This window comes from Streptococcus oralis subsp. oralis (assembly GCF_002096495.1).
Classification (GTDB): Bacteria; Bacillota; Bacilli; order Lactobacillales; family Streptococcaceae; genus Streptococcus; species Streptococcus oralis_CU.
Map to the genome: position 1 here is coordinate 163,783 of NZ_NCUO01000009.1, position 23,088 is coordinate 186,870.

Genomic DNA, 23,088 nt, shown 5'->3' on the forward strand with positions numbered 1-23,088 from the left:
AATGACAGTTGCCACTCTAGTTTTTTCCTTTCCTATCATTTCAATAGAAGAATTCTCTTCTTACCTTAATTTCTTTTTCAGTAACCAATCTGTATCTACTTTTTGACCAACCATAAAATGATGTTGGCTAAATTTCTCAAAACCATATCGGTTATAAAACGCTTGAGCTTTTGTATTATGCTCCCAAACACCTAACCAAGTCCAGGAAAAACTATTTTTGGTAGCAAATTCAAGAGCAAATTCAAACAGTTTCTTACCGATTCCAAATCCTTGGAATTTTTGTAGCACATAGAGGCGTTGAATTTCAAAAGCATCCTCTAATTCTCTCTCAGTCTGAGCACTTCCCCAGTTGACTTTGAGAAAACCAGCTATCTCCTCTTCATGCATAATGAAATAGGTTTCGGATTCTGGATTTTCTAACTCAGTTGACAAAACTCTCAGACTATAAGCCTCTTCAAAGTATTCCTGTAACTGCTCTTCCGTATTATCATGAGCAAATGTTTCACGAAAGGTTTGTTTGGCAATTTTGGACAACACCCCAACATCTGCCTTTTCTACTTTTCTAATCATTATTTAAACTGTTCTGAGAAGCGGACATCTCCTTGGTAGAAGCCACGGATATCGTTGATTCCGTAACGGAGCATGGCTACACGCTCTTGTCCAAGACCAAAGGCAAAGCCAGAGTAAACAGTCGCATCGATTCCACTCATTTCAAGGACACGTGGGTGAACCATACCGGCACCCATAATTTCGATCCAACCTGTTTTCTTACATACGTTACAGCCTTCTCCACCACACTTGAAGCAGGAAACATCCACTTCAACAGATGGCTCTGTGAATGGGAAATAAGATGGACGCAGACGGATCTGACGCTCTTCACCAAACATTTTTTGGACGATCAACTGAAGGGTTCCTTGAAGGTCTGCCATAGAGATGTTTTTCCCAACAACCAAGCCTTCGATTTGGTGGAACTGGTGACTGTGGGTTGCATCGTCCGTATCACGACGGAACACACGTCCTGGTGAGATCATTTTCAAAGGACCTTTAGAAAAATCATGAGCGTCCATAGCACGCGCCTGAACTGGAGACGTGTGAGTACGAAGCAAGATTTCTTCTGTGATGTAGAAAGTATCCTGCATATCGCGAGCTGGGTGATCTTTTGGAAGGTTCATACGCTCGAAGTTATAGTAGTCTTGCTCCACTTCAAAACCATCCACGACTTGGTAACCCATCCCGATGAAAATATCTTCGATTTCTTCACTGGTTTGTGTGAGGACATGACGATGACCAGTCGCAACTGGGCGACCTGGAAGTGTCACATCAATGCTCTCACTTGCTAGTTGAGCTGCGACTTTCTTTTCTTCCAAGAGTTTCGCTGTTTCTTCAAAGGCAGCTGTCAAGACATCACGCGCTTCATTGACGTGTTTCCCGATGATTGGGCGCATCTCAGCAGAAACATCTTTCATCCCTTTGAGGATTTCAGTAAGCGACCCTTTTTTACCAAGGACAGAGACACGCAAATCTTGCATCTCTTTTTCATTTTCAGCAGTAATCTGCTTCAAGCTAGCCAGCGTTTCTTCGCGAAGCGCTTTTAATTGTTCTTCAATAGTTGACATAATTCCTCCATCAGTCGCTCGTAGATAAAAAGAAAACCACATGCCAAAAACTCCACTCGGAGCGTTGACACGCGGTACCATCCGTTTCATCTGACAAGTCAGACCTTCATTTCTAAATCCATGCGCAAGTGAATTCGCCCAGCTTTCATATAGAGAGCTTGCAGTCACGGCTCTCCTCCCTGATATACTTCCCTTGAGTTACTAGTCTTGCGGATTCCTATTCAATTACTACTTAGTTTATCAGATTTTTACCATTCTTGCAAGACCTATCTCACTTCTGCTTGCCTTTAAATCGCCATTGGAAGCGAAGCTTGTCATAGAAAGGAAATTCGATAAACAAGACTCCCAAGCCCACACAGAAACTGGCAAGAACATCTGATGGATAGTGAACTCCCAGATAGACCCGAGATAGCAGCACACTGACTAGGTAGACCCCAAGGACGATTTGCACAATTTTTCTCAAAACCGGATCTTTAATCCGTTGACTGAGAATGACAATCAAAGTCCCTACCATCAGCGTCACTGCCAGAGAATGCCCGCTTGGGAAGGAAAATCCCTTCTCCTCTACCAAGTGTAAGATAGCTGGTCGTGGGCGCTGGTAAATATTTTTAAAGGTCACAATCAAAAGACCGGCTAAGGCTAGATTGCCCGCCATGAAGTAGCTTTCTATCTTCCACTGCTTACGATAAAAGATAAAGGCTGCGATGGCAACCCAGGTAATGATTACTGGGATATCAATCAAATGCGTAAGGGCACGGAACAGAACCGTTAAATAATCTGGCAAGTCCCCACGAAGGGCAGTCTGAAGCGGTTGATCAAAACCGACCAGCGTTTCAGGATAGAACTTAACCATATAGCCAAGAAGGACGAAAAGTAAAAGGGCAAAACTGCCCTTCATTAAAAATGTTTGTTTATCTCTCATAATGTTTTAAGGTTGGTTTCAAGAGGACGTATAACAACCAGAATGAAACGGCAAAGATTAAACCTTCAATCAGGTTAAAAGGTAAAACCATGGTCATCAAGTAGTTAGAAAGTCCTATAATTTCTCTAATATCAAAGTTGGCAAACTGCGCGTATAAAGGAACCGCATAGACATAGTTGAGAACCAACATGGCAGCAGTCAATCCAATAGTTCCCGCCAGAGATGCCAGTAGGAAACGAAGGGTGCTGCGTTTCTTTTTCCAAATCAAACCAAAGACGATAACAAAAACTCCCAAGGCTACGATATTCATTGGCAAGCCAATGTAGGTATTCACTCCTTGGCTATTCAGAAGCAACTTCAAGAGTGAGCGAAGCAAGAGAATGCCTAAAGCAGCTGGCAAATCCATCACCACCAAACCCAAAAGGACTGGCAAGATACTAAACTCGATCTTGAGGAAGGTTGCCGCTGGCAAGAGCGGAAAGTCAAAGTACATCAGCACAAATGAAATGGCTGATAAAATCGCAATGGTCGAAAGTCGACGTGTGTTTGTCATAACAGGTTCCTCCAATTTTCTATAAAATCAGAAGAAGTTGGAAAGGATCCCTCTATCTATTCTCACTTTTTATATCCCAAAAGTTCCCTCTCACTCTTTTGAGCAAGCGGTTGCAATTCATCTATAAACTCATCAGAACAGACAAAGCCATTCTCTCGTCTTCTCCCATCCAGACTATACTGTCGGTTGTGGAATCGCACCACATCAGCTTGCGCTCGCGGACTTCTTTAACTAAGATATTTTGGATTAATCTAGGCGTCGCAGTCGAAGATAATACTTAAAGTATATCGAGACAAGACAACGACGAGAAAGCTAAAATAGCTAGTCAAATTTACCGCCGGTCGGGAATCTCACCCTGCCCTGAAGACCCTTTAATCATAACAAAAAACGCTTGCAAGTGCAAGCATTTTGTTTATTTCAATTTATCTGCTTCATAGGTGTGAACAAGCTCAAGGCCTGCAAAATTTTGCTGACGGAGAGCTTCGTAGACGATCATGCAGACGGTATTAGACACATTGAGACTGCGAACGTGTTCATCATTCATGGGAATACGGAGAGCCTTCTCAGGATGCTCCCGCATAAAGTCCTCAGGCAAGCCCTTGTCTTCACGTCCAAAGAGAAAATAATAGTCCTCGTCCGTCGATAAATCTGCTTCAGAATAGACCTTTTCCGCAAATTTTGAAATCAGATAGAGTTTACCCTTCATCTGAGACATGAAATCTTCCAAACTGTCATAAAAATAAATCTCAAGCTTATCCCAGTAGTCCAAACCAGCTCGCTTCATCTTGCGGTCATCAATTGGAAATCCCATCGGTTTGATGATGTGAAGGGGAGAATTGGTCGCAGCGCAAGTACGCGCAATGTTACCTGTGTTTTGTGGAATCTGAGGTTCAAATAATACAATGTGATTTGTCATGACTGGTTTCCTTTTATCATTGCAAAAAAATAGCCACACTGCCCGGAGTCAAGCTCAGCAAACAGCGTGGTTAAGGTATCGTTAACTTACCTCACAACAGGTTTGAAGTAAATCAGCGAAACTACTTTCTTAGTATAACACTTTCAGAATCATTGTCAATAGAAATGACTTGATTTTTTTACTTTTTTTGATGATATTTTCATGTTTGGTTATTCCCTTTCTGAAAAGGTATGGTAAAAGAGCCAAATCACTTCAAATCGGTGACATTGTCATAGAAGTTAAACAAATGTATCTTCAAAACTTGAAAAGGCCTTTCTTCCCCTAAAAATCGCCTTAGCAAGTGCATTTTTTGCTAAAAAAGGGTATGATAGTTACATCATGAAAAAGTAGGTTTTTTATATGAAAATTGTTCTTGTTGGTGGAGGGAAAGTTGGTTTCGCCCTCTGTCGTTCACTGGTTGCAGAAAACCATGACGTTGTCCTCATCGAACAAGATGAGGCCGTCCTCAATCACATTGTCAGTCGCTTTGATATCATAGGACTCCTTGGAAATGGTGCTGACTTTGCCATCTTGGAGCAAGCCGGTGTTCAAGAGTGCGATATCTTTATCGCCCTAACCGAACACGATGAAGTGAATATGATTTCAGCAGTACTTGCTAAAAAAATGGGCGCTAAAGAAACCATCGTTCGGGTGCGAAATCCTGAATACTCTAATGCCTATTTTAAAGAGAAAAATATTCTTGGATTTTCACTTATTGTTAATCCAGAACTCCTAGCAGCGCGTGCGATCTCAAATATCATTGATTTCCCTAATGCCCTCTCTGTCGAACGATTTGCTGGAGGTCGGGTCAGTCTCATGGAGTTTGTTGTCAAGGATTCTAGCGGCCTTTGTCAAATGCCAATCTCAGACTTCCGTAAAAAATTTGGGAATATTATTGTCTGTGCTATGGAGAGAGATCATCAACTTATGATACCAAGTGGTGATGTTATTATCCAAGACAAGGATAGGATTTTTGTTACAGGAAATCGTGTAGATATGATGCTTTTCCATAACTATTTTAAATCTCGCGCAGTTAAAAGCTTACTTATCGTTGGAGCTGGAAAGATTGCTTATTATCTACTCGGCATTTTAAAAGACAGTCGCATTGATACCAAGGTCATCGAGATCAATCCTGAAAGAGCTCGTTTCTTCAGTGAAAAGTTTCCCAATCTCTATATTGTCCAAGGAGATGGAACTGCAAAAGACATTTTGCTTGAGGAAAGTGCTCCCCACTATGATGCAGTCGCAACCTTGACTGGAGTTGATGAGGAAAATATCATCACCTCTATGTTTCTTGACCGAGTTGGCGTCCATAAGAATATCACCAAGGTCAACCGAACAAGCCTTCTAGAGATTATCCACGCGCCTGATTTTTCGAGTATCATCACACCAAAAAGCATCGCAGTGGATACCATTATGCACTTTATCCGTGGTCGAGTAAACGCTCAGTATTCAGACCTTCAAGCTATGCACCATCTCGCAAACGGTCAAATTGAAACCCTCCAATTCCAAATCAAGGAAGCTAATAAAATGACTGCCAAACCTCTATCACAGTTGAAATTGAAAAAAGAGGTTCTCATCGCAGCCATTATCCGAAAAGGAAAAACAATCTTCCCTACTGGAGAGGATATGCTTGAGGTGGGAGACAAGTTACTCGTGACGACCTTATTGCCAAACATCACCAAAATTTATGATTTGATTGAGAGGTAAAAAATGAATAAAAGTATGATTCGTTACCTCCTCTCAAAGCTTCTCTTGATTGAGGCTGTTCTTCTCCTAGTTCCTGTTAGTGTAGCGATCTATTACCAAGAATCTAGTCAAGTATTTATCGCTCTCTTTTCTACGATTGGAATTTTAGTCCTTCTCGGTGGTCTAGGCGTTTTACGGAAACCGAAAAATCAACGGATTTATGCCAAGGAAGGGGTCTTAATTGTTGCCCTCTGTTGGATTCTCTGGTCTTTCTTTGGTGGCCTCCCCTTTGTCTTTTCAGGACAAATCCCCAGCGTCATCGATGCCTTCTTTGAAATCAGTTCTGGATTTACGACTACAGGAGCAACTATCTTGAACGATGTTTCCGTTCTCACTCGTTCCCTCCTCTTCTGGCGAAGTTTCACCCACTTGATTGGAGGGATGGGGGTACTCGTCTTTGCACTTGCCATTATGGACAATGCCAAGAATAGTCACTTGGAGGTGATGAAGGCTGAGGTCCCTGGACCCGTCTTTGGCAAGGTCGTATCCAAGCTAAAAAACACTGCCCAGATTCTCTATCTGCTTTATCTAGCTCTCTTCTCCCTTTTTGTGGTTATCTACTATCTAGCAGGCATGCCTCTCTATGATAGTTTTGTCATCGCTATGGGAACAGCAGGAACTGGGGGCTTTACCGTCTATAACGACGGAATTGCCCACTATGGTAGCTCGCTCATCACCTATCTAGTTAGTATCGGAGTTCTGGTTTTTGGAGTTAACTTCAATCTCTACTACTACCTCATGCTCCGTCGGGTTAAGGCTTTCTTGGGAGATGAAGAACTACGAGCATATATCATCATTGTCCTAGTTTCTACAGGCTTGATTACGCTTAATACACTCCACCTCTATCAAGGTGTCTCTAAGAGTGTTGAAATGGCCTTCTTCCAGGTTTCCAATATCATCACGACAACAGGTTTTGGTTACGGAGATATTACCAACTGGCCCCTCTTCTCCCAATTTATCCTCCTCTTCCTCATGGGAATCGGTGGATCAGCTGGCTCAACTGCAGGTGGTCTTAAGGTGATCAGAGGACTTATCCTCTCTAAAATCGCAAAAAATCAGATTTTGTCCACCTTATCCCCTCACCGTGTTTTGACTCTACACGTCAATAAAACTGTGATTGATAAGGATACCCAGCACAAGATTCTTAAATATTTTGCTATCTATATGATGATTATTCTCTCCCTCATCTTTATCGTCAGTCTTGATAGCAATGATTTTCTAGTCGTGACCAGTGCGGTCTTCAGCTGTTTTAACAATATCGGACCTATTCTAGGTACAACCTCGAGTTTTGCCATCTTTAGTCCCATCTCTAAAATCCTACTCTCCTTTGCAATGATTGCAGGTCGTTTAGAGATATACCCTATTTTGCTACTCTTTATGAAACGTACCTGGTCTAAACGTTAATGATAATACAATTCCCCTTTTACAAGCTAGTAGAAGGGGAATTTTTTCTATTAAAAATGAGAAGACCTTTCGGCCCTCTCCTAGTCTGTTTATTTTTTAAGAGCTTCTTTGTATCGAGCAACTTCTGCTTGGTTAGCCCAAACGTAGTGACCTGGACGAATTTCTACCATAGATGGCTTGTCTGTCTCATAGTCATGTTGGTCAGGATCGTAAACTTTCAAGACCTTCTTGCGTTCCAAGATTGGATCTGGAATCGGTACAGCAGATAGAAGCGCTTGAGTGTATGGGTGGACAGGATTGTTAAACAACTCCTCTGTCTCCGCCACTTCGACGATAACTCCCTTATAGATAACCGCGATACGATCTGAGATAAAGCGAACAACTGACAAGTCATGGGCGATAAAGAGATAGGTCAAGCCCAACTCTTTTTGGAACTTCTTGAGCAAGTTCAAGACTTGCGCACGCACTGATACGTCCAAGGCTGAAATTGGCTCATCCGCAATAACGAAATCAGGTTCCATCACAAGAGCACGGGCAATCCCGATACGCTGGCGTTGACCACCAGAAAACTCGTGTGGGTAACGGGTCAAGTGTTCTTTCAAAAGTCCAACTTCATGAATCATCTTTTGAACTTTTTCTTTTCGATCTTCTTCATCTTTAAACAAGTGATAGTTGTAAAGACCTTCAGAGATGATATAGTCAACTGTTGCACGCTCATTCAAGCTGGCTGCAGGGTCCTGGAAAATCATCTGGATGCGACGGATCAAGTCTGATGATTCCTTATGAGATTTTTTCCCATTAATTTTATGACCATCAAAGATGATTTCACCTTTACTAGTATTATTTAGACCAATAATAGCACGACCAATGGTTGTTTTCCCACTACCAGACTCACCTACAAGAGAGAAGGTTTCTCCCTTGTTGATAAAGAAGTTGGCGTTTTTAACCGCGACAAACTTCTTACTTCCTTCACCGAAGGAAATTTCTAAATCTTTAATTTCTACTAATTTTTCAGACATTTCCTTCCTCCTAGTCTTCTAGATGAGCAAAGCCCATTTTATCACGAATCTTGTCATGCAAATCTGCAATGACTCCAGGTTTTTCAACTTTAGGAGCATTCTCATGAAGCAACCAAGTCTTAGCCCAGTGGGTATCCGTGACTGAAAACTGAGGTGCTTTCTGTTCAAAGTCAATTTGCATAGCATAATCTGAACGAAGGGCAAAGGCATCACCTTTCAACTCAGTATAAAGAGACGGTGGTGTTCCTGGGATAGAGTACAATTCCCCTTTATCGTCAGCAAGCTGAGGCAAGCTAGACAAGAGACTCCAAGTATATGGATGACGTGGGTCGTAGAAGACTTCCTCAACAGTTCCGTATTCTACAATTTCACCAGCATACATAACCGCTACCTTATCGGCAATACTTGCTACCACACCAAGGTCATGGGTGATAAAGATAATGGTAAAGTGGTACTCATTTTGCAAGGTTTTAAGCAAATCAATGATTTGCGCTTGAATGGTAACGTCAAGGGCCGTTGTTGGCTCGTCACAGATCAAGATATCTGGACGACAGGCAAGGGCAATCGCGATAACGATACGTTGACGCATCCCTCCAGAATATTGGAAAGGATACTCATCAAAACGTTTTTCAGCGTCTGGAATTCCGACCTTATTCATATAGTCGATTGCCATCTCTTTGGCTTCCTTAGCTGTTTTCCCTTGGTGTTTAACGATAACTTCAGTGATTTGGCTACCGATTGTATTGATTGGGTCCAAACTTGTCATAGGGTCTTGGAAGATAGTCGCAATTTTAGCACCACGAATCTTCTCCCATTCTTTGTTAGAAGTAAGAGCGGTCAAGTCTTGTCCACGATAGTCGATGCTTCCTTGGGCAATACGTCCATTGTCTTCTAACATCCCTGTAAAGGTTTTTGTTAAAACAGATTTACCAGAACCGGACTCACCTACCAAGGCAAGAACTTCCCCTTCAATCAGGTCCAGAGAAACTCCTCGGATAGCTGTCAGAACTTTGTCACGAACGTCAAATTCCACGACAATATCACGAGCAGTCAAAATTACATTATTTTCTTTTGTCATGTCTACTCCTATCTATGTGTACGTGGATCACTAGCATCCGCTAGGTTTTGACCAACAACGAAGAGAGATAGGGACACCAAGATCAAGGTTGTCAACGGAATCCAGAATAAGTAAGCGTTGGTCGTAACGTTTTGTGAGTAATCTGAGATCAAACGTCCCAAACTTGGCACTGTTACAGGCAATCCCAATCCAAAGAAGGAAAGGAAGGCTTCATAAGAGATGAAGCTTGGCAACATCAAGGTCATCGTAGAAACAATAACGGATACCAATTGTGGCATGATATTTTTAACGATGATTTTAAAGGTTGGCGTTCCAAGTGTTTGAGAAGCAAGGTTGTATTCCAAGTCACGGTAACGCATGATTTGGATACGAATCATATAAGCAATCCCAATCCAAGTTGTCACACTCATGGCAAAAATCAGATTCCAAAAACCAGCACCGATTGAGTAAGTCAAGACAATGACAATCAAGAGAGATGGAATGTTTGAAATAATGTTATAAACTTCCATCATGACACGGTCTACAGATTTTGAAATTCCCCAGATTCCACCAACAATAACCCCAATTACAAGGTTGATAAAAGTGGCAATTACAGAGATAAGAATTGAATTACGCGCACCAAACCAAACCCCATCAAACAAGGATTTACCATTGCTATCTGTACCAAACCAATGTTCAGCATTGGGCTTGATAAAACGAGCACTAAAGTCATTGACCTTACTTACATCGTTGAAATCAAAATCGGAGAACATTGGGTAAATAAAGCTCATCAAGATAATGGCAACCAAAATTCCTAGCATAAAGACGGTTGATTTTTTCTTTAGAAATTGTCTAAATACAGAACCCCAGTATGAATAGGCAGGAGCATCAATTGTTTCAGAGGCAAAATCGTCACGTTTTACGAACTGAAATTTTTCTTTATCAATTGTTGACATTATTTGCCTCCTTTCTCTGTCAATTTAATACGTGGGTCAAGCATGGTCATCCAGATATCTCCTACAAAGAGTGAGAAGATAGAAATACACGTGAAGATGAAGACAAGACCAACTACCATTGAGTTGTTTGATGCCTTAACAGAGTCAATCAACATTTTACCCATACCTGGGAAAGCGAAGACTGTTTCTGTCAATGTTGCACCACCGATAACCCCGATTACGGCACCAGGAATACCTGAAACCAAAGGAACCATGGCATTTTTAAAGATGTGTTTATTTGAAATTTCTTTTTCAGACAAACCTTTTGCACGAGCAAAACGAACGAAGTCCTGAGATTGCAAGTCGATCATGTAACGACGAATCCAGATAGCTGTACTTGGCGCACCCAACAAACCTAGAATAACTGCTGGTAAGACATAAGAACGCCAATCTCCAGCCCCCAAGATAGGGAATGAGTCAGGCAGACCAATTGATGATCCAATCAAACGCACGATGTAAACCAAGGCAATCGTTGGAAGTGCAAGCAAGAAGGTTAGAGCACCTGTCGAGAAGCTATCAATCCAAGTATTCTTGTGGCGAGCCATAGCAGATCCAAGTGGAATCGCAATCGCATACGAAATAATCAAACCAATCAAACCAGCAACCGCTGAGCTTGCGATCATTGATGGGTATTGATAATTGCTTTCTGTAGCTGTATATGGATCATCTTTACCATAGTTGGCTACTTCACGCGCATCTGCTTGACTTGGAGATTTGTAGGTACGAGAGTAAATATCTACAGATGAAGTCTTTTTACCCATAGGGAATTGAACTTCTGATGTCTTAGTTTGTCCCTGACCTTGTGTGATAACTTGAAGCACTGGTGTGTTTGCATAAGTTGGGTAAGAGTCACCCAAGTTAATGTTCACAAAGTTTTGGTGTACAAATGGGAATTGATTGTTGAAATACAAAAGGTATTTGTGTTTTGTACCTGAACCAACCAATGACCAACCGATAGCAGGGTCATTCTCAAAACGAAGATAACGTTGCAAGTTTGGATTTTCAGGGTCTTGAATCTTGTTTGGATGATCAATATCAATCAAGTTGGAATAGAATTTGAAAACACGTTCAAAAATTGGAATTTCACGCGTAGCATAGAATTGACCACTTTCTGAGAATACACCTAACGTCCAACCATTTCCTAGTTGGTTGATGTATTTTTCATAGATCGCCTTATTTGTATCATTGGCATCTACTGTTACAGATGAATCCATCGTGCTCGCTCTTTCTTGCAACTCTTTGGTATCGTAGTACTCGATATAGCCCATCCGTTCATAAACGGTATTTTCATAATTATCCCGCTTGTCCGGTGTTGTTGCAATCTTGTTATAGTTGGTATCCTGCTTGAAAATCAATTTTCGAGGAACCATCGTATAAATAATTGTGTAAGTCAAAGTTGTCACCAAGAAAATAGACAACAATGAACGCAGTACACGCATAAAAATATATTTCTTCATATCGTTTCCTTTTAAAATCCCAAAAGAACCTTCTCCTCATGGAGAGAAAGTTCTCTTGAGAGTTATTTATTTAACGTGATTAGCCAATTCTTTTTGAACTTTTTCGTTTGATTCTTTTTTCTCTTTGAGCCATTTTTCACGAGCTTGTTCATAATCAGCTTTTGTTACAACCTTATCTTGTAACTGAATATACTTGAAGTATACGTCTGAGCCCTTATCTCCAGATTGGCTGTATGATGCTGTGAATGGTACAACACGAGAAATGATTGGTGCAGCACCACTTGATGACATAGCAGGAATAAAGAGAGAACTATCTGTCAACCAAGCTTGGGCAGCCGCATATTTTTCATAACGAACATTCAAATCGTTAGTTTCCTTAGCAGCTTCATCAACTAACTTATCGTATTCTTTCAAACCAACTTGAGCTGCTGCAGCGTTATCTGCACCTTCATAACCCATGTATGTTTTTGTTTGTTCAGCATTCGTTGTTTTCAAGATATCAAGGTAAGTTGATGGATCTTCATAGTCTGGGTTCCATCCAACAGCACCTGAGAGATCCCAATCTTCTGCCGCAGCGCTTGCTGCATAGTATGTAATATTCTGTAGTTCATCTGTAGTGATTTGTTGGATATCGATGACTACGTTTTCTTCTCCAAGTACTGTCTCAACGGATTGTTTGAAGGATTGAATACGTGCGATATAGTTTTTAGCAGTTTGGTCTACTGGGATATCCAAGTGGATAGGGAATTTCACACCTTCTGCTTCCAATGCTGTTTTAGCTTTCGCAAATTCTGCTTTGGCTTTATCGGCGTTGAAAAGTCCATCTTGACCATCCGCAAAGTTTACGTTCTTCCACTCATCACCGTAAGCAGCCATCTTTTCAGTTACCAAGTCACCGAAAGTTTTTTCGCCTGCAGAGACAAAGTCTGGTTTCACAAAGAGGTTACGAACTGCAAGAGGAGCACCTTCTTTACCATTTACTTGAGCTGAATAAGACGTACGGTCAAAGGCAAAGTTCAAGGCTTGACGGAAGTCCTTGTTAAGAAGGGCTTTCTTAGTAGAAGTCTTCTCTTCGTCAGTTGTCTTAGAAGTGTATTTGTAACCTTGGCGGTCAATATTCACACCCAAACCACCAATACCAGGTCCTGATGGGGTGTAGAAGATATTTTCCTTGTAGGTTTCTTCTACTTTAGAGTAGTTTGAACTTGTTGGATAAAGACGGGCATAGCTATAAGCTCCACTTGTAAAGTTACGTTCAATTGACTCTTGGTCTGAACCATCATAGTAAGCAAGGGTTACTTTATCAATGTGAACATTATCTTTGTCCCAGTAATTTTCATTCTTAGCGAACTCAATAGAAGACTTAGCAGTCAAACCTTTCAGTAAGAACGGACCATTGTAAAGCAATGATGTAGGGTCAGTTGCTTTACCAAAGTCAGCCCCTTTTGATTTTTCAAATTCTTCGTTCAATGGCCAGAAGATTGAGTAGGCCAACTTAGAGTTCCAGTATGGCTCTGGTTTATTCAAAGTGTATTCAAGGGTATAATCATCAACTGCCTTCACACCGACTGAAGAAAAATCTTTATTGTTTCCAGCAATATAGTCAGCTAGACCTTTAACTGAATCTTCTGCTAGATACTTAGCTGCTGATTTTTTATCTGCTGCGTGTTTCAAACCATTTACAAAGTCTTTGGCAGTTACTTCAGCATATTCTTCGCCATCAGATGTCATCCATTTAACACCTTTACGAATCTTGTAGGTATAAGTCAAACCGTCTTTTGAAACGGACCAGTCTTCTGCAACTGCAGGGACTAGGTTCCCATACTTGTCGTTTGTGAAAAGACCATCGATACCATTTGAAGTGGCAATCTTAGTACTTTGTTTCCCTGAAATGAGGTAATCCAACGTTTCTGGGTCAGCTGTATAAACATAGCCATAATTTTTTGGCGCTGTTGAATCAGATGATTTTGAAGAACCGCAAGCAGCTAGTACTCCTGCTACTAATAAAGCAACACCTGCTGCAACAAATACTCTACTTTTTTTCATGTTTTTAACTCCTCTTGAAAAATTTAGGCTTATTGGAAATTATAACATATATTTTTTAAAAAGTAAACGAATTTTCAGAATATTTAGGCGCATTTCCTCAAAAAACTTCTATTTGTCAAAATTTTTGCATTCTTTATTTGTTTCTGCAAGAAATACTTTCTAGTCTGACCCTCTTTAGAATGGGATTTTTACAAGCTTTTTCTCACTTCTTCGATCATCATCTGTTTTCCTAAATTGGATTTTAGAATAAGAAACTATTGACGGGAAATGATTTTCAAGGTATAATAATAAACGTTGAGGCGGTATAGCCAAGTGGTAAGGCACGGCTCTGCAAAAGCTTGATCGTCGGTTCAAATCCGTCTACCGCCTTTCAATACCTGAATGAACAGGAATTAACCAAATGAAAAGCTCGTAAAACCGGGCTTTTTTAGTATTCCTAATAAGTGGGGATAACTGAACCTACCATCTAGATTTACAAAAAGCAGTGACTCAAGTCACTGCTTTATTCTGTTTCTTCTTCGGGTTCTAGTTCTGTGATTTGAACTTTTACCTTGGTAACACGTCCATTTTTCACCTTATCGTTGGTCAGGACGATTTGCTTGTTTTGACTGACCAGTTGGTAACTAATTTTCTCAGTTGTTGGAATCGTACCAACACCCGTCAAATAATAACCGGCGATGGTATCCACATCATCGCTTTCTAGTTCGACACCAAAGTAGTTATTGAAGTCGTTAAGATTCATGGTTCCTTGTGCAATATAGGTGTCCTCACCGATTTGATGGACTTCGATTTCTGCTCGGTCTGTCTCGTCGTCGATTTCTCCGACAATCTCTTCTAGAAGATCTTCCAGAGTTACCAAACCAGCCATACCACCGTATTCGTCTAGTAAGATGGCCATTTGGTTTTGGGTATTTCGAAGCTCTTTAAGGAGGTCGTCCACAAAGATGGTCTCAGGCACAAATAGTGGTGTTTGGAGGATTCGTTTCCAGACAATATTTTCAAAGCCATCTGCATAGGCAGCGTTTAGTAAACGCTTGGTATGAATCAAACCAATCACATTGTCCTTATCCCCATCATAAACAGGGATACGTGAGAAATTTTGCTTTAGAATACTTTGGATAATCGTTTGACTGTCATCCTGAATATCTACCATAAAGGCATCTGTACGAGGCACCATTAGCTCACGAGCCATTAGTTCATCTAGAGAAAAGATCCCCTGTAGCATTTCAATTTCATCTGCATCCAGTGTTTCTTCGCTCTTAGTCAACATGTACTCAATTTCATCTCGAGTCATTTTTTCATCCGCATCATCAAAGGTCATTGGCGTCACACGGCTCAATAGATTAGTTGAAGCTGACAGAAGCCAAACAAAGGGGCTGACAATTTTCCCCAAGCCAATAATGACTGGTGCTGTTCGGATAGCCAAGGTATCTTTCAGATTAAGGGCAATCCGTTTAGGATAGAGTTCCCCAAAGACAATAGAAATATAGGTCAAAAACGCTAAAGATAGAAAACTTGCAATAGCGTAAGCTGTTTCACTATTTCCTATCCAAGATGCAATTACTTGTCCAAGTGTATCTGCCAATTTTGCCCCTGATAAGATCGTGATTAAGGTGATACCGACTTGAATGGTTGATAAAAAGTGGTTAGGATTTTCAAGTACCTTTAACAAACGGATATAGCGTTTATCGCCTTCTTCTGCTTTTTGCTCTACTCGGGCACGATTTAGTGACACCATAGCCATTTCTGTAGCTGAGAAAAAGGCATTTAACAGGGTCAAGATAAATAACAATACAAACTGTAGCAACAAATTCTGACTGCTCGGGTCTTCCATGGTCTTTCTCCTAAAATAGTATCTTGTGTTCCATTATATCATAAATCGGCCTAGGAATCACATTATTTTCTAATTTATACAATCGCTCCCTTATCAATGACGGACAAGGGAGCAATTTTTATTCCTTTAATAGATTGGTTCTAGTTTGTCACCGTGACCTGACCTGTTCGGTAATCAAGCTGGATACCCTTTTGAACATTTGGAATCAGGACGTTGAACTCCAATTCGCCATCCGAAGACTTGGCTTCAATTTGTGAAGCAGATGGAACCAAATCCTCATTCGTAGCATAGTGGAGAGTTACCCGATAACGGACTCTCTTATTCTGGTCTAAGGCTTTCCTAACCAGACTCTCATAGTAGTTCTGCCCTGTCGAATCCTCAGCCTGAGCCTGGTTGGCCCAAGCTGTCTGAACTGCAATGTTCTTGGGATTGCTGGTAGAAGCATCAAAGCCATCTAATCCACCTATCAAGGCATAGCCCAGCAGGTGTCCTCTATCTACTGCGTGCGTATAGGTTCCCTTTAAATTTTTAACCTGATGCCATCCCGGCGGTGTCCAAGAGGTTGAGCCATTGCCTGTTTCTTCACGATTTTTATACTGTCGAGTCGCTTTGGATAAGAGAGCATTGGCAACCGTTGGGACTGTCTCTTTCCCGACTGGTTTTGTTTTATTATCCGCGTAGGGTTTGCTAGAAACTTTGGCATCTAGATTGGTTTTATTGCCATTTACGACAAAGGCACCTGCCCCATTCCACTCAAGATCACCCTTGATTTGGTTTTTGATTGACTCAGTTAAGACACTTTCAGCTAGCTCCTGACTGGGAGCTTCTGAAGCTTGTTTTTTCTGACTAACCTTGGTTCTAGGGGTGTTTGGCGCTGTCTGCATCTGCTTGATATAGTAGCTTCCAGCAGCCAAGAGTAAGAATATAAGTAACCCTATCAGAGCTTGTCTTGTTTTTTTGTCCATTTTTCTCCTTATTTCTTTAGAAAAAGACTGGTCTCCCAGTCTAATTTCCTGTAAATTTGCTAATCAATTCCTGCCACTTTGCTGGAGACAAGATTGCCCATGGATCCTGTCCCTTTCCTAGGATTCCATAGCCTACCATCAAGCCGATTCCTAAAGCCAGAAAGCCTAGCAATAGTACGATAAAAATCAACAGTAAACGACGGAGTACATAGCGTAAGTTTTTATTCTTCTTCATCATTTGCCTCGATTCGCTGAATCTTCGCTCCTAGCTGAGCCAATTTCTCATGGAAACGGTAGTAACCTCTATCAAGGTGGACTAATTTACCGACAACTGTTTCTCCTTGCGCCACCAGACCTGTCAAAATCAAGGAAGCACTAGCGCGAAGGTCCGTTGATAGAACTTCTGCCCCCTGTAAAGCCTGTCCCCCAACAATACGAGCTGTGTCACGGATAATCTCTGAGTGCAAGCCCATACGGCGCATTTCCTCCAAGTGTTGGAAGCGATTCTCGAACACCGTTTCCACCATGGTGGATTCCCCTTTTGCGACTGTCATCAGAGCTGTAAATTGCGCCTGCATATCTGTTGGGAATCCTGGATGTGGTAAAGTTTTTACATGAACAGCCTTGAGATTTTCAAGTTGAGAACGAACACGGATGCCTTCTGATTCCTCTGTCACTTCAACGCCCATTTCAAGTAGTTTTGAAATCAAGGGGCGATTGTGTTCCCAGACTGCATCACGAACGAGGACATCTCCACCAGTCATAGCTGCCGCTACCATAAAGGTTCCGGCTTCGATACGATCCTGTACCACATTGTGGGTCGTACCATGGAGTTCCTCAACACCAGTCACTGTGATGGTTTCGGTACCAGCTCCCTTGACCTTGGCTCCCATTTCATTAAGGAGAATAGCAAGGTCAACAATTTCCGGCTCACGCGCAGCATTTTCAATGACCGTCACACCATCAGCTAGAGTCGCTGCCATCATGAGGTTTTGTGTTGCACCAACACTAGGAAAGTCCATGTAGATATGAGCGCCATGCAGACGCTCTGCCTTAGCTTCGATGTAACCAGCTGTCTGGGTGATCTTTGCCCCCATAGCTTCCAAGCCCTTGAGGTGGAGGTCGATTGGACGACTCCCGATGGTACATCCCCCTGGCATAGAAACTTTGGCATGTCCTACACGAGCAAGGATTGGCCCCAAGACAACGATGGATGCACGCATCTTGCTGACATACTTGTATGGAGCTTCCTCAGTGATATCACCAGTCGCATCAACCTCGACAACATGAGCTTCCTCATCAAAGTCCACCTTGGCATTCAGACCTCGAACCACTTGATTCATGGTGAAAACATCTGACAAGATTGGGACGTTCTGCAAGACTGTCTTCCCCTTACTTGCTAGAATAGTCGCTGCCAACAAGGGCAAGACTGCATTCTTTGCTCCCTCGATCGTCACACTCCCGACCAGACGATTATCTCCGCCTTGAACCACAATTTTTTCCATAGTTGTTTCCTTTACTTTTGATTTTATAATAGTCCTCTAAGCGCTTCTTGCCAAAGTTGGTACAAACTGATAAAGAATGAACTCAAGATGTAGCCCATCACCATACTAAAGAAGCCTACCAATAAACGAACCTTTTTTGTGTTAGTAGTGGTCACTTTTAAAACCTTTTCCCATCTCACAAGATCCTTCAAAAGGTAAAAACTCAAATAAATAAAGAGTATATGACTACTTAGAGTGAATAATAATTGAACCATTTGACTATTATACCATCTTATCCGCTTGCGCGCTAGTTTTCGATTTTTCTACAAATTAGGGATTGTTTTTAAGGTAATCAATTGCATCCTGCAAGGTCTTAACGGGAATGATTTTCATCTCTGTTTTGATGGTTTTGGCGGCTTCTAGGGCTGTTTCATAGTTGCTTTTCGCATTGGGATCTGCTTTTTTTGCTTCCTCAGTGACTGGATTGTCAGGGGCAAAAAAGATGTTGGCTCCCTGACGAGAGGCTGCAACTACTTTTTTATCAATTCCACCGATGTCGCCAACATTTCCATCGCGATCAATGGTTCCCGTTCCCGCAACGACGCGACCATTACGAAGTTCTGGATCTGCTATCTGAGTGTAAATAGCTAGACTAAACATGAGACCGGCGCTTGGCCCACCGATACCAGCTGTTGAAAAGCGAATGGGAACATCACTGGTCACTTCCGTACGGTCAATCAAGCCAATCCCAATCCCGTTTTTTCCGTTTTCGAGAGTGATAATTTTACCTTCTGCAGACTTGACTTTTCCGTCTTCTTCATAGGTTACCTTGACCGTGTCCCCTAATTGTTGAGAGTTGACATAGTCGACCAAGTCTTTTGAACTATCAAATGTTTTGTCATTAACAGCCGTCACGGTGTCTGCAATGTTCAGAATGCCTTTAAAAGTCGAATTATCCGTCACGGTCAAGACGTAAACTCCCAGGTACTTGAGTTCGATATCCTTTCCAGCCGTCTTCAGTCCTTGATACTTGGCCATATTTTGAGAAGTTTGCATATAGAACTGATTGATTCGCATAAACTCTGCATCAGTAGAGCCACCCGTAGTCTCCTTGGCACTTCTAATATCTGTGAAAGGCGTTAACCAAGCATAGACAAGATGCGACAGGGTGGCGTGTCGAATGCCGACTGTTACAAACTGGTAAGCTCCTGGTTCTGTGTCTTCTGTTTCATTGACTTTCAAAACGCGACGAATATCTTCCGCTCCACCTGGAACTTCTATGTAGTATGGTAAAGGTACTACAAAGGCTAAAAAAGTCAATACTAGTGCTAGGATGACATATAAGGGCCATCTAGTTTTTTTCTTCATGTTCTAATTCCTCCACAACACTGTTTGGGACATATTGCTGAATCTCCTGACCAAACTTCAGAAGTTCTCTCATGGCTGAAGAGCTAATATAAAGATGCTCTGGGCGACTATATAGGTAAATGGTTTCGATTTCTGGAGCCAGTTGATGATTGTAGTAATCAAAACTAGACTCGTATTGCAAGTCGGTGGTATTTCGCAAGCCACGGACAAGGGTCTTAGCACCCAGTCTTCTTGCAACATCTACGACTAGTTGGTCATGAGAAGCCAGCACCTCTACATTATCTAAATGCGCCACCGCTTTTTCGACTGCTCGTTTGCGATTTTCAACAGGGAGAAAACCTTGTTTGTGGGGATTGTAGAACACCCCGACATAGAGCTTATCAAAAAGTTTGCTGGCACGTTCAATGATATCCAGATGTCCATTTGTCATCGGATCAAATGAACCTGTAAATAATCCAATTTTATCTGACATAGACCGTCACCTTACTAATCCCATATATTTTTTCCTTCCAGATACCTAAGCAGGCGATTTCTTCTGGTAGTTCTACAGACTTATCGGTTTCACAGACAACCATGATCTCTTCGGAGAAAAGGTTTCTTTCTGCCATTTTTTCGATATCTGCAACGATTTGTTCCTTGGCATAGGGAGGGTCTAAAAAGACCAGGTCAAAGGGACCTTTCACTTGCTCCAAGGCCCGTTCAGCCTCCATCTTTAAGAGTTGAAATTTGGAAGCTTCCTTGGTCATTTGGATGTTTTCAGCGATGATAGCTTGCGCCTTTCGATCCCGTTCCACTAAGACAGCATGGGACATCCCACGCGAGACTGCCTCAATGGATAAACCACCACTGCCAGCATAGAGATCCAAGACACGACCGCCCTCAAAATAGGGACCTATCATGTTAAAGATAGCTCCACGCACCTTATCTGATGTCGGCCTCGTCGTCTTGCCTTCTAGCGTCTTGAGGGGACGCCCTCCGTAGATTCCTGATACGATTTTCATACCGTTTATTATACCAAATTATAGGCAAAAAGAGAAAGAAAACCGAACCTTGCGGTTCGATTCTCTACAAAATATTTTCGTACGTATCGCGGACTTCTTGAGGCCAGACACTGGTCTGAACCTCTCCGATGTGTTTCTTACGAAGAAGGAACATGGCCATCCGAGACTGTCCGATACCCCCACCAATTGTCAGTGGGAAAAGGCCGTTAAGCAAGGCTTTATGCCATTCCAGCTCAAGACGATCTTCGTCCCCTGTAAGAGCCACTTGGCGACGAAGGGTATCCTCATCTACCCGAATCCCCATTGATGAAAGTTCAAAGGCACAACCAAGAGATTCGTTCCAAACGAGAATATCGCCATTCAACCCCTTGTAGCCATTTTCAGACTCTGTTGTCCAGTCATCGTAGTCAGGTGCGCGGCCGTCATGAGGTTTGCCATCAGGCAACTCGCCACCGATACCAATCAAGAAGACTGCACCAAACTCTTTACAGATCGCATTTTCACGCTCTTTCGGTGTTAGATCTGGATAGCGTTCCACCAACTCTTCTGTGTGAATGAAGGTGATTTGTTTTGGCAAGATGGATTCGATATCGTAGCGGGCTTCTACGGCTAGCTCTGTCAGACGGATAGCCTTGTAAATCTTCTCAACAGTTTCCTTGAGATAGGCGATATTGCGTTGACCGTTTGGGATAACCTTCTCCCAGTCCCACTGGTCCACATAAACTGAGTGGGTCGCGTCGAGCGAATCTTCGTCTGGACGAAGGGCCTTCATATGAACAAACAGACCTTCACCTTCACCGAAACCAAAACGAGCCAAGGTGTGGCGTTTCCATTTGGCAAGTGAGTGAACGACTTCATAGGTTTCATCTGGAATCTGCAAAACCTTGACAGATACTGGATTTTCGACACCTGATAGGTTGTCCTGCATCCCATCCCCGACCTTGCTCAAGATAGGACCTTGAACTTCAACAACTTCTAACTTATCTTTCAAATACTGGGTAAAAGTGTTCTTCACAAAGGAAATTTCTTCTTGTTGATGAATAAAACTTTTCTTCATAAACAGCTCCTCAAAAATTAGTTAAAAGCATTATACACCTATTTCCAAGAAAAGAAAAGAGTAAATAAGAAAAAGTCAGTGCTCTTTTGAACACTGACTCTGTCATTCATTAATCATTTCGACCAAAGATTCGTAAGATGCTAAGGAAGAGGTTGATAAAGTCTAGATAGATGCTGAGCGCCATTGAGATGACCCATCCTGTCGCTACTTGCCCTCGTGACTGCTCATAAACATAGCGAATCTTTTGGTTGTCCCAAGCAATCAAACCTGAGAAAACCAAGACCATGGCAATACTAATCATGTAGTCAAAGAAACTATTGGCTAGAAAGAGGTTAACGACCATGGCAATAATTAACCCGACAAGCGCAGCCATCAGAGCTCGTCCCATTCCACTCAAATCTTTCTTGGTGAAAATTCCGATTGCCGCCATGACAAAGAAGAGAAGGGCACTGGATACAAAGGCTGATAAGACGGTCCCAGGTGTATAGAGGGCTACGACAAAGCTGAGCGTAAAGCCATTTAAAACAGAATAAACTAAAAATACTGGGAGAGCTGCTGGGCTATTTTTTGTAGCCATGCTACTTGCAACAAAGACTAAACCAAGTTCTGCAAAAGTTGCAATCATCAACCAGAGACGGCCATGCATTAAAAAGTAAGTCAATTGAGCTTGGAAGACTGTCAACATCAAAGCTGACACGAGAGCCGATAGACCAATCCCAAGTCCCACAAAAGCATAAACCTTAGCGTAAAATTGATTAAGACCTGAACGTTCTTGAATAATCGTTTGATTCATTCTGATTCTCCTTTTTCTATAAATATGTCTTGATTATAACAAAGATTTTATAAATTAGCTAAAATAAAACATCAAAATTCCTGCTGCAACTGCTACGTTGAGACTTTCTGCTCGGCCTTTCATGCCAATATGAACCAGCTGATCAGCACTCTCAGCCATGACAGAACTAATCCCCTGCCCTTCATTTCCCATGACTAAAACAAAGTTCTCTAGTGAAGAAAGCTCACGATAATCCTTTGACTCTCTCGATAAGGTCGTTGCCAGAATGGGCAAATTGCTCTTCTTTGCCTCTTCTACAAAGCTGACAAGAGGCATACGATAGATAGGCAAATGAAAATGACTTCCTTGCATGGAACGCAGGGTCTTGAGACTGTATATATCTGCTGACTTGTCTGAAACAATAACCCCTGTAAAACCTGCCGCATCCGCCGTCCGAATCATGGTGCCCACATTACCAGGATCTTGAACATCCTCTAAAAATAGATACTTGCCCTGATGGAGATCAGGCAGTCCCACTTCTTCTTTTTGAATCACTGCAACAATGCCTTGAGGAGTTTGCGTATCTGCCAAATCTAGCAAAATCTCCTCTGAAACCCAAATAGTTTGAGGAAAAGCAACTAGCTGATCTCGGTAACTTTCTAGGGCAAAGACCTTTTCAATCGTCACTCCTGCTTGAACAGCTTCTTCGAATAAGTGCCAGCCTTCAATCAAATAAGCAGACTTTCGATATTTTTTTTGATGTAATTTCTTGGCATTTTTTACCACAGAATTGGCTTTTGAGGTTATAATAGTCATAGAAATATTATAACACAA

General features: G+C 41.9%; 23 protein-coding genes, 1 tRNA gene and 1 riboswitch. Of the genes, 3 read left to right on the plus strand and 21 right to left on the minus strand.

Going from position 1 to position 23,088, the window contains the following annotated elements; all coding sequences use genetic code 11:
• Positions 1-60: 60 nt before the first annotated feature.
• From B7717_RS01790 to B7717_RS01810, 5 genes are all read right to left on the minus strand, one after another.
• Complete coding sequence (locus B7717_RS01790; protein ID WP_084880072.1) at positions 61-570, minus strand: GNAT family N-acetyltransferase; 510 nt, start codon at positions 568-570, stop codon at positions 61-63.
• The gene (gene pheS / locus B7717_RS01795; RefSeq protein WP_000103743.1) at positions 570-1,616 is read right to left on the minus strand and encodes a phenylalanine--tRNA ligase subunit alpha; all 1,047 of its coding nucleotides are present in this window, start codon (positions 1,614-1,616) and stop codon (positions 570-572) included. The genes B7717_RS01790 and pheS overlap by 1 nt, the downstream gene beginning before the upstream one ends.
• A gap of 271 nt (positions 1,617-1,887) precedes the next feature.
• On the minus strand, positions 1,888-2,538 hold the full coding sequence (locus B7717_RS01800; protein WP_009013718.1) for a phosphatase PAP2 family protein: 651 nt from the start codon (positions 2,536-2,538) through the stop codon (positions 1,888-1,890).
• On the minus strand, positions 2,528-3,091 hold the full coding sequence (locus tag B7717_RS01805) for an ECF transporter S component (protein WP_084944076.1): 564 nt from the start codon (positions 3,089-3,091) through the stop codon (positions 2,528-2,530). Before B7717_RS01805 ends, B7717_RS01800 begins: the two co-directional genes overlap by 11 nt.
• A 153-nt stretch (positions 3,092-3,244) precedes the next feature.
• Positions 3,245-3,463, minus strand: a riboswitch (FMN riboswitch).
• 40 nt (positions 3,464-3,503) lie between these two features.
• The gene (locus B7717_RS01810; RefSeq protein WP_084944077.1) at positions 3,504-4,007 is read right to left on the minus strand and encodes a tRNA (cytidine(34)-2'-O)-methyltransferase; all 504 of its coding nucleotides are present in this window, start codon (positions 4,005-4,007) and stop codon (positions 3,504-3,506) included.
• Positions 4,008-4,406: 399 nt separating this feature from the next.
• Here B7717_RS01810 and trkA point away from each other — a divergent pair, with 399 nt between their 5' ends.
• Positions 4,407-5,756, plus strand: coding sequence for a Trk system potassium transporter TrkA (gene trkA / locus B7717_RS01820; RefSeq protein ID WP_084944078.1), 1,350 nt, complete (start codon positions 4,407-4,409; stop codon positions 5,754-5,756).
• Positions 5,757-5,759: 3 nt separating this feature from the next.
• Positions 5,760-7,199: a TrkH family potassium uptake protein gene (locus tag B7717_RS01825; RefSeq protein ID WP_084944079.1), complete on the plus strand. Its 1,440-nt coding sequence runs from the start codon at positions 5,760-5,762 to the stop codon at positions 7,197-7,199.
• An 89-nt stretch (positions 7,200-7,288) separates the two neighbouring features.
• Here the strand turns inward: B7717_RS01825 and B7717_RS01830 are convergent, their stop codons facing one another.
• The 5 genes from B7717_RS01830 to B7717_RS01850 all read right to left on the minus strand — a co-directional run bounded on the left by B7717_RS01830 (position 7,289) and on the right by B7717_RS01850 (position 13,773).
• Positions 7,289-8,218, minus strand: a complete 930-nt coding sequence (locus B7717_RS01830; RefSeq protein ID WP_001291311.1) for an ATP-binding cassette domain-containing protein — start codon at positions 8,216-8,218, stop codon at positions 7,289-7,291.
• A 10-nt stretch (positions 8,219-8,228) separates the two neighbouring features.
• Positions 8,229-9,296 carry an ABC transporter ATP-binding protein gene (locus B7717_RS01835; RefSeq protein ID WP_000159699.1) on the minus strand — a complete coding sequence of 356 codons (1,068 nt, stop codon included), beginning with the start codon at positions 9,294-9,296 and terminating at the stop codon, positions 8,229-8,231.
• Between the two features lie 8 nt (positions 9,297-9,304).
• On the minus strand, positions 9,305-10,231 hold the full coding sequence (gene oppC / locus B7717_RS01840; RefSeq protein ID WP_000103692.1) for an oligopeptide ABC transporter permease OppC: 927 nt from the start codon (positions 10,229-10,231) through the stop codon (positions 9,305-9,307).
• The gene (locus B7717_RS01845; protein ID WP_049490242.1) at positions 10,231-11,727 is read right to left on the minus strand and encodes an ABC transporter permease; all 1,497 of its coding nucleotides are present in this window, start codon (positions 11,725-11,727) and stop codon (positions 10,231-10,233) included. The genes oppC and B7717_RS01845 overlap by 1 nt, the downstream gene beginning before the upstream one ends.
• A gap of 66 nt (positions 11,728-11,793) precedes the next feature.
• Positions 11,794-13,773: a peptide ABC transporter substrate-binding protein gene (locus B7717_RS01850; RefSeq protein WP_084944080.1), complete on the minus strand. Its 1,980-nt coding sequence runs from the start codon at positions 13,771-13,773 to the stop codon at positions 11,794-11,796.
• Between the two features lie 298 nt (positions 13,774-14,071).
• On the opposite strand from B7717_RS01850, the gene B7717_RS01855 reads away from it, so the two are divergent.
• Positions 14,072-14,142: transfer RNA gene (locus B7717_RS01855), tRNA-Cys, on the plus strand.
• 133 nt (positions 14,143-14,275) lie between these two features.
• On the opposite strand, the gene B7717_RS01860 is transcribed toward B7717_RS01855, so the two are convergent.
• From B7717_RS01860 to B7717_RS01910, 11 genes are all read right to left on the minus strand, one after another.
• Entirely contained in the window at positions 14,276-15,607 is a 1,332-nt protein-coding gene (locus B7717_RS01860) for a hemolysin family protein (RefSeq protein WP_084944081.1), read from the minus strand.
• A gap of 140 nt (positions 15,608-15,747) precedes the next feature.
• Positions 15,748-16,572, minus strand: a complete 825-nt coding sequence (locus B7717_RS01865; protein ID WP_084944082.1) for a DNA/RNA non-specific endonuclease — start codon at positions 16,570-16,572, stop codon at positions 15,748-15,750.
• A 40-nt stretch (positions 16,573-16,612) separates the two neighbouring features.
• Entirely contained in the window at positions 16,613-16,807 is a 195-nt protein-coding gene (locus B7717_RS01870) for a DNA-directed RNA polymerase subunit beta (protein ID WP_000739701.1), read from the minus strand.
• The gene (gene murA, locus B7717_RS01875) at positions 16,794-18,077 is read right to left on the minus strand and encodes a UDP-N-acetylglucosamine 1-carboxyvinyltransferase (protein ID WP_084944083.1); all 1,284 of its coding nucleotides are present in this window, start codon (positions 18,075-18,077) and stop codon (positions 16,794-16,796) included. Before murA ends, B7717_RS01870 begins: the two co-directional genes overlap by 14 nt.
• A 23-nt stretch (positions 18,078-18,100) precedes the next feature.
• On the minus strand, positions 18,101-18,331 hold the full coding sequence (locus B7717_RS01880; RefSeq protein WP_008289067.1) for a DUF1146 family protein: 231 nt from the start codon (positions 18,329-18,331) through the stop codon (positions 18,101-18,103).
• Between the two features lie 55 nt (positions 18,332-18,386).
• The gene (locus B7717_RS01885; protein WP_000730776.1) at positions 18,387-19,424 is read right to left on the minus strand and encodes a SepM family pheromone-processing serine protease; all 1,038 of its coding nucleotides are present in this window, start codon (positions 19,422-19,424) and stop codon (positions 18,387-18,389) included.
• Complete coding sequence (gene coaD, locus B7717_RS01890; RefSeq protein ID WP_001280714.1) at positions 19,408-19,896, minus strand: pantetheine-phosphate adenylyltransferase; 489 nt, start codon at positions 19,894-19,896, stop codon at positions 19,408-19,410. Before coaD ends, B7717_RS01885 begins: the two co-directional genes overlap by 17 nt.
• Positions 19,886-20,425, minus strand: coding sequence for a 16S rRNA (guanine(966)-N(2))-methyltransferase RsmD (gene rsmD, locus B7717_RS01895; RefSeq protein WP_000706939.1), 540 nt, complete (start codon positions 20,423-20,425; stop codon positions 19,886-19,888). Before rsmD ends, coaD begins: the two co-directional genes overlap by 11 nt.
• Positions 20,426-20,489: 64 nt before the next feature.
• The gene (asnA, locus tag B7717_RS01900) at positions 20,490-21,482 is read right to left on the minus strand and encodes an aspartate--ammonia ligase (protein WP_000747998.1); all 993 of its coding nucleotides are present in this window, start codon (positions 21,480-21,482) and stop codon (positions 20,490-20,492) included.
• Positions 21,483-21,591: 109 nt separating this feature from the next.
• Positions 21,592-22,275, minus strand: coding sequence for a Bax inhibitor-1/YccA family protein (locus B7717_RS01905; protein ID WP_001076860.1), 684 nt, complete (start codon positions 22,273-22,275; stop codon positions 21,592-21,594).
• A gap of 54 nt (positions 22,276-22,329) precedes the next feature.
• The gene (locus B7717_RS01910; protein ID WP_008289068.1) at positions 22,330-23,070 is read right to left on the minus strand and encodes a TrmH family RNA methyltransferase; all 741 of its coding nucleotides are present in this window, start codon (positions 23,068-23,070) and stop codon (positions 22,330-22,332) included.
• Positions 23,071-23,088: the final 18 nt, after the last annotated feature.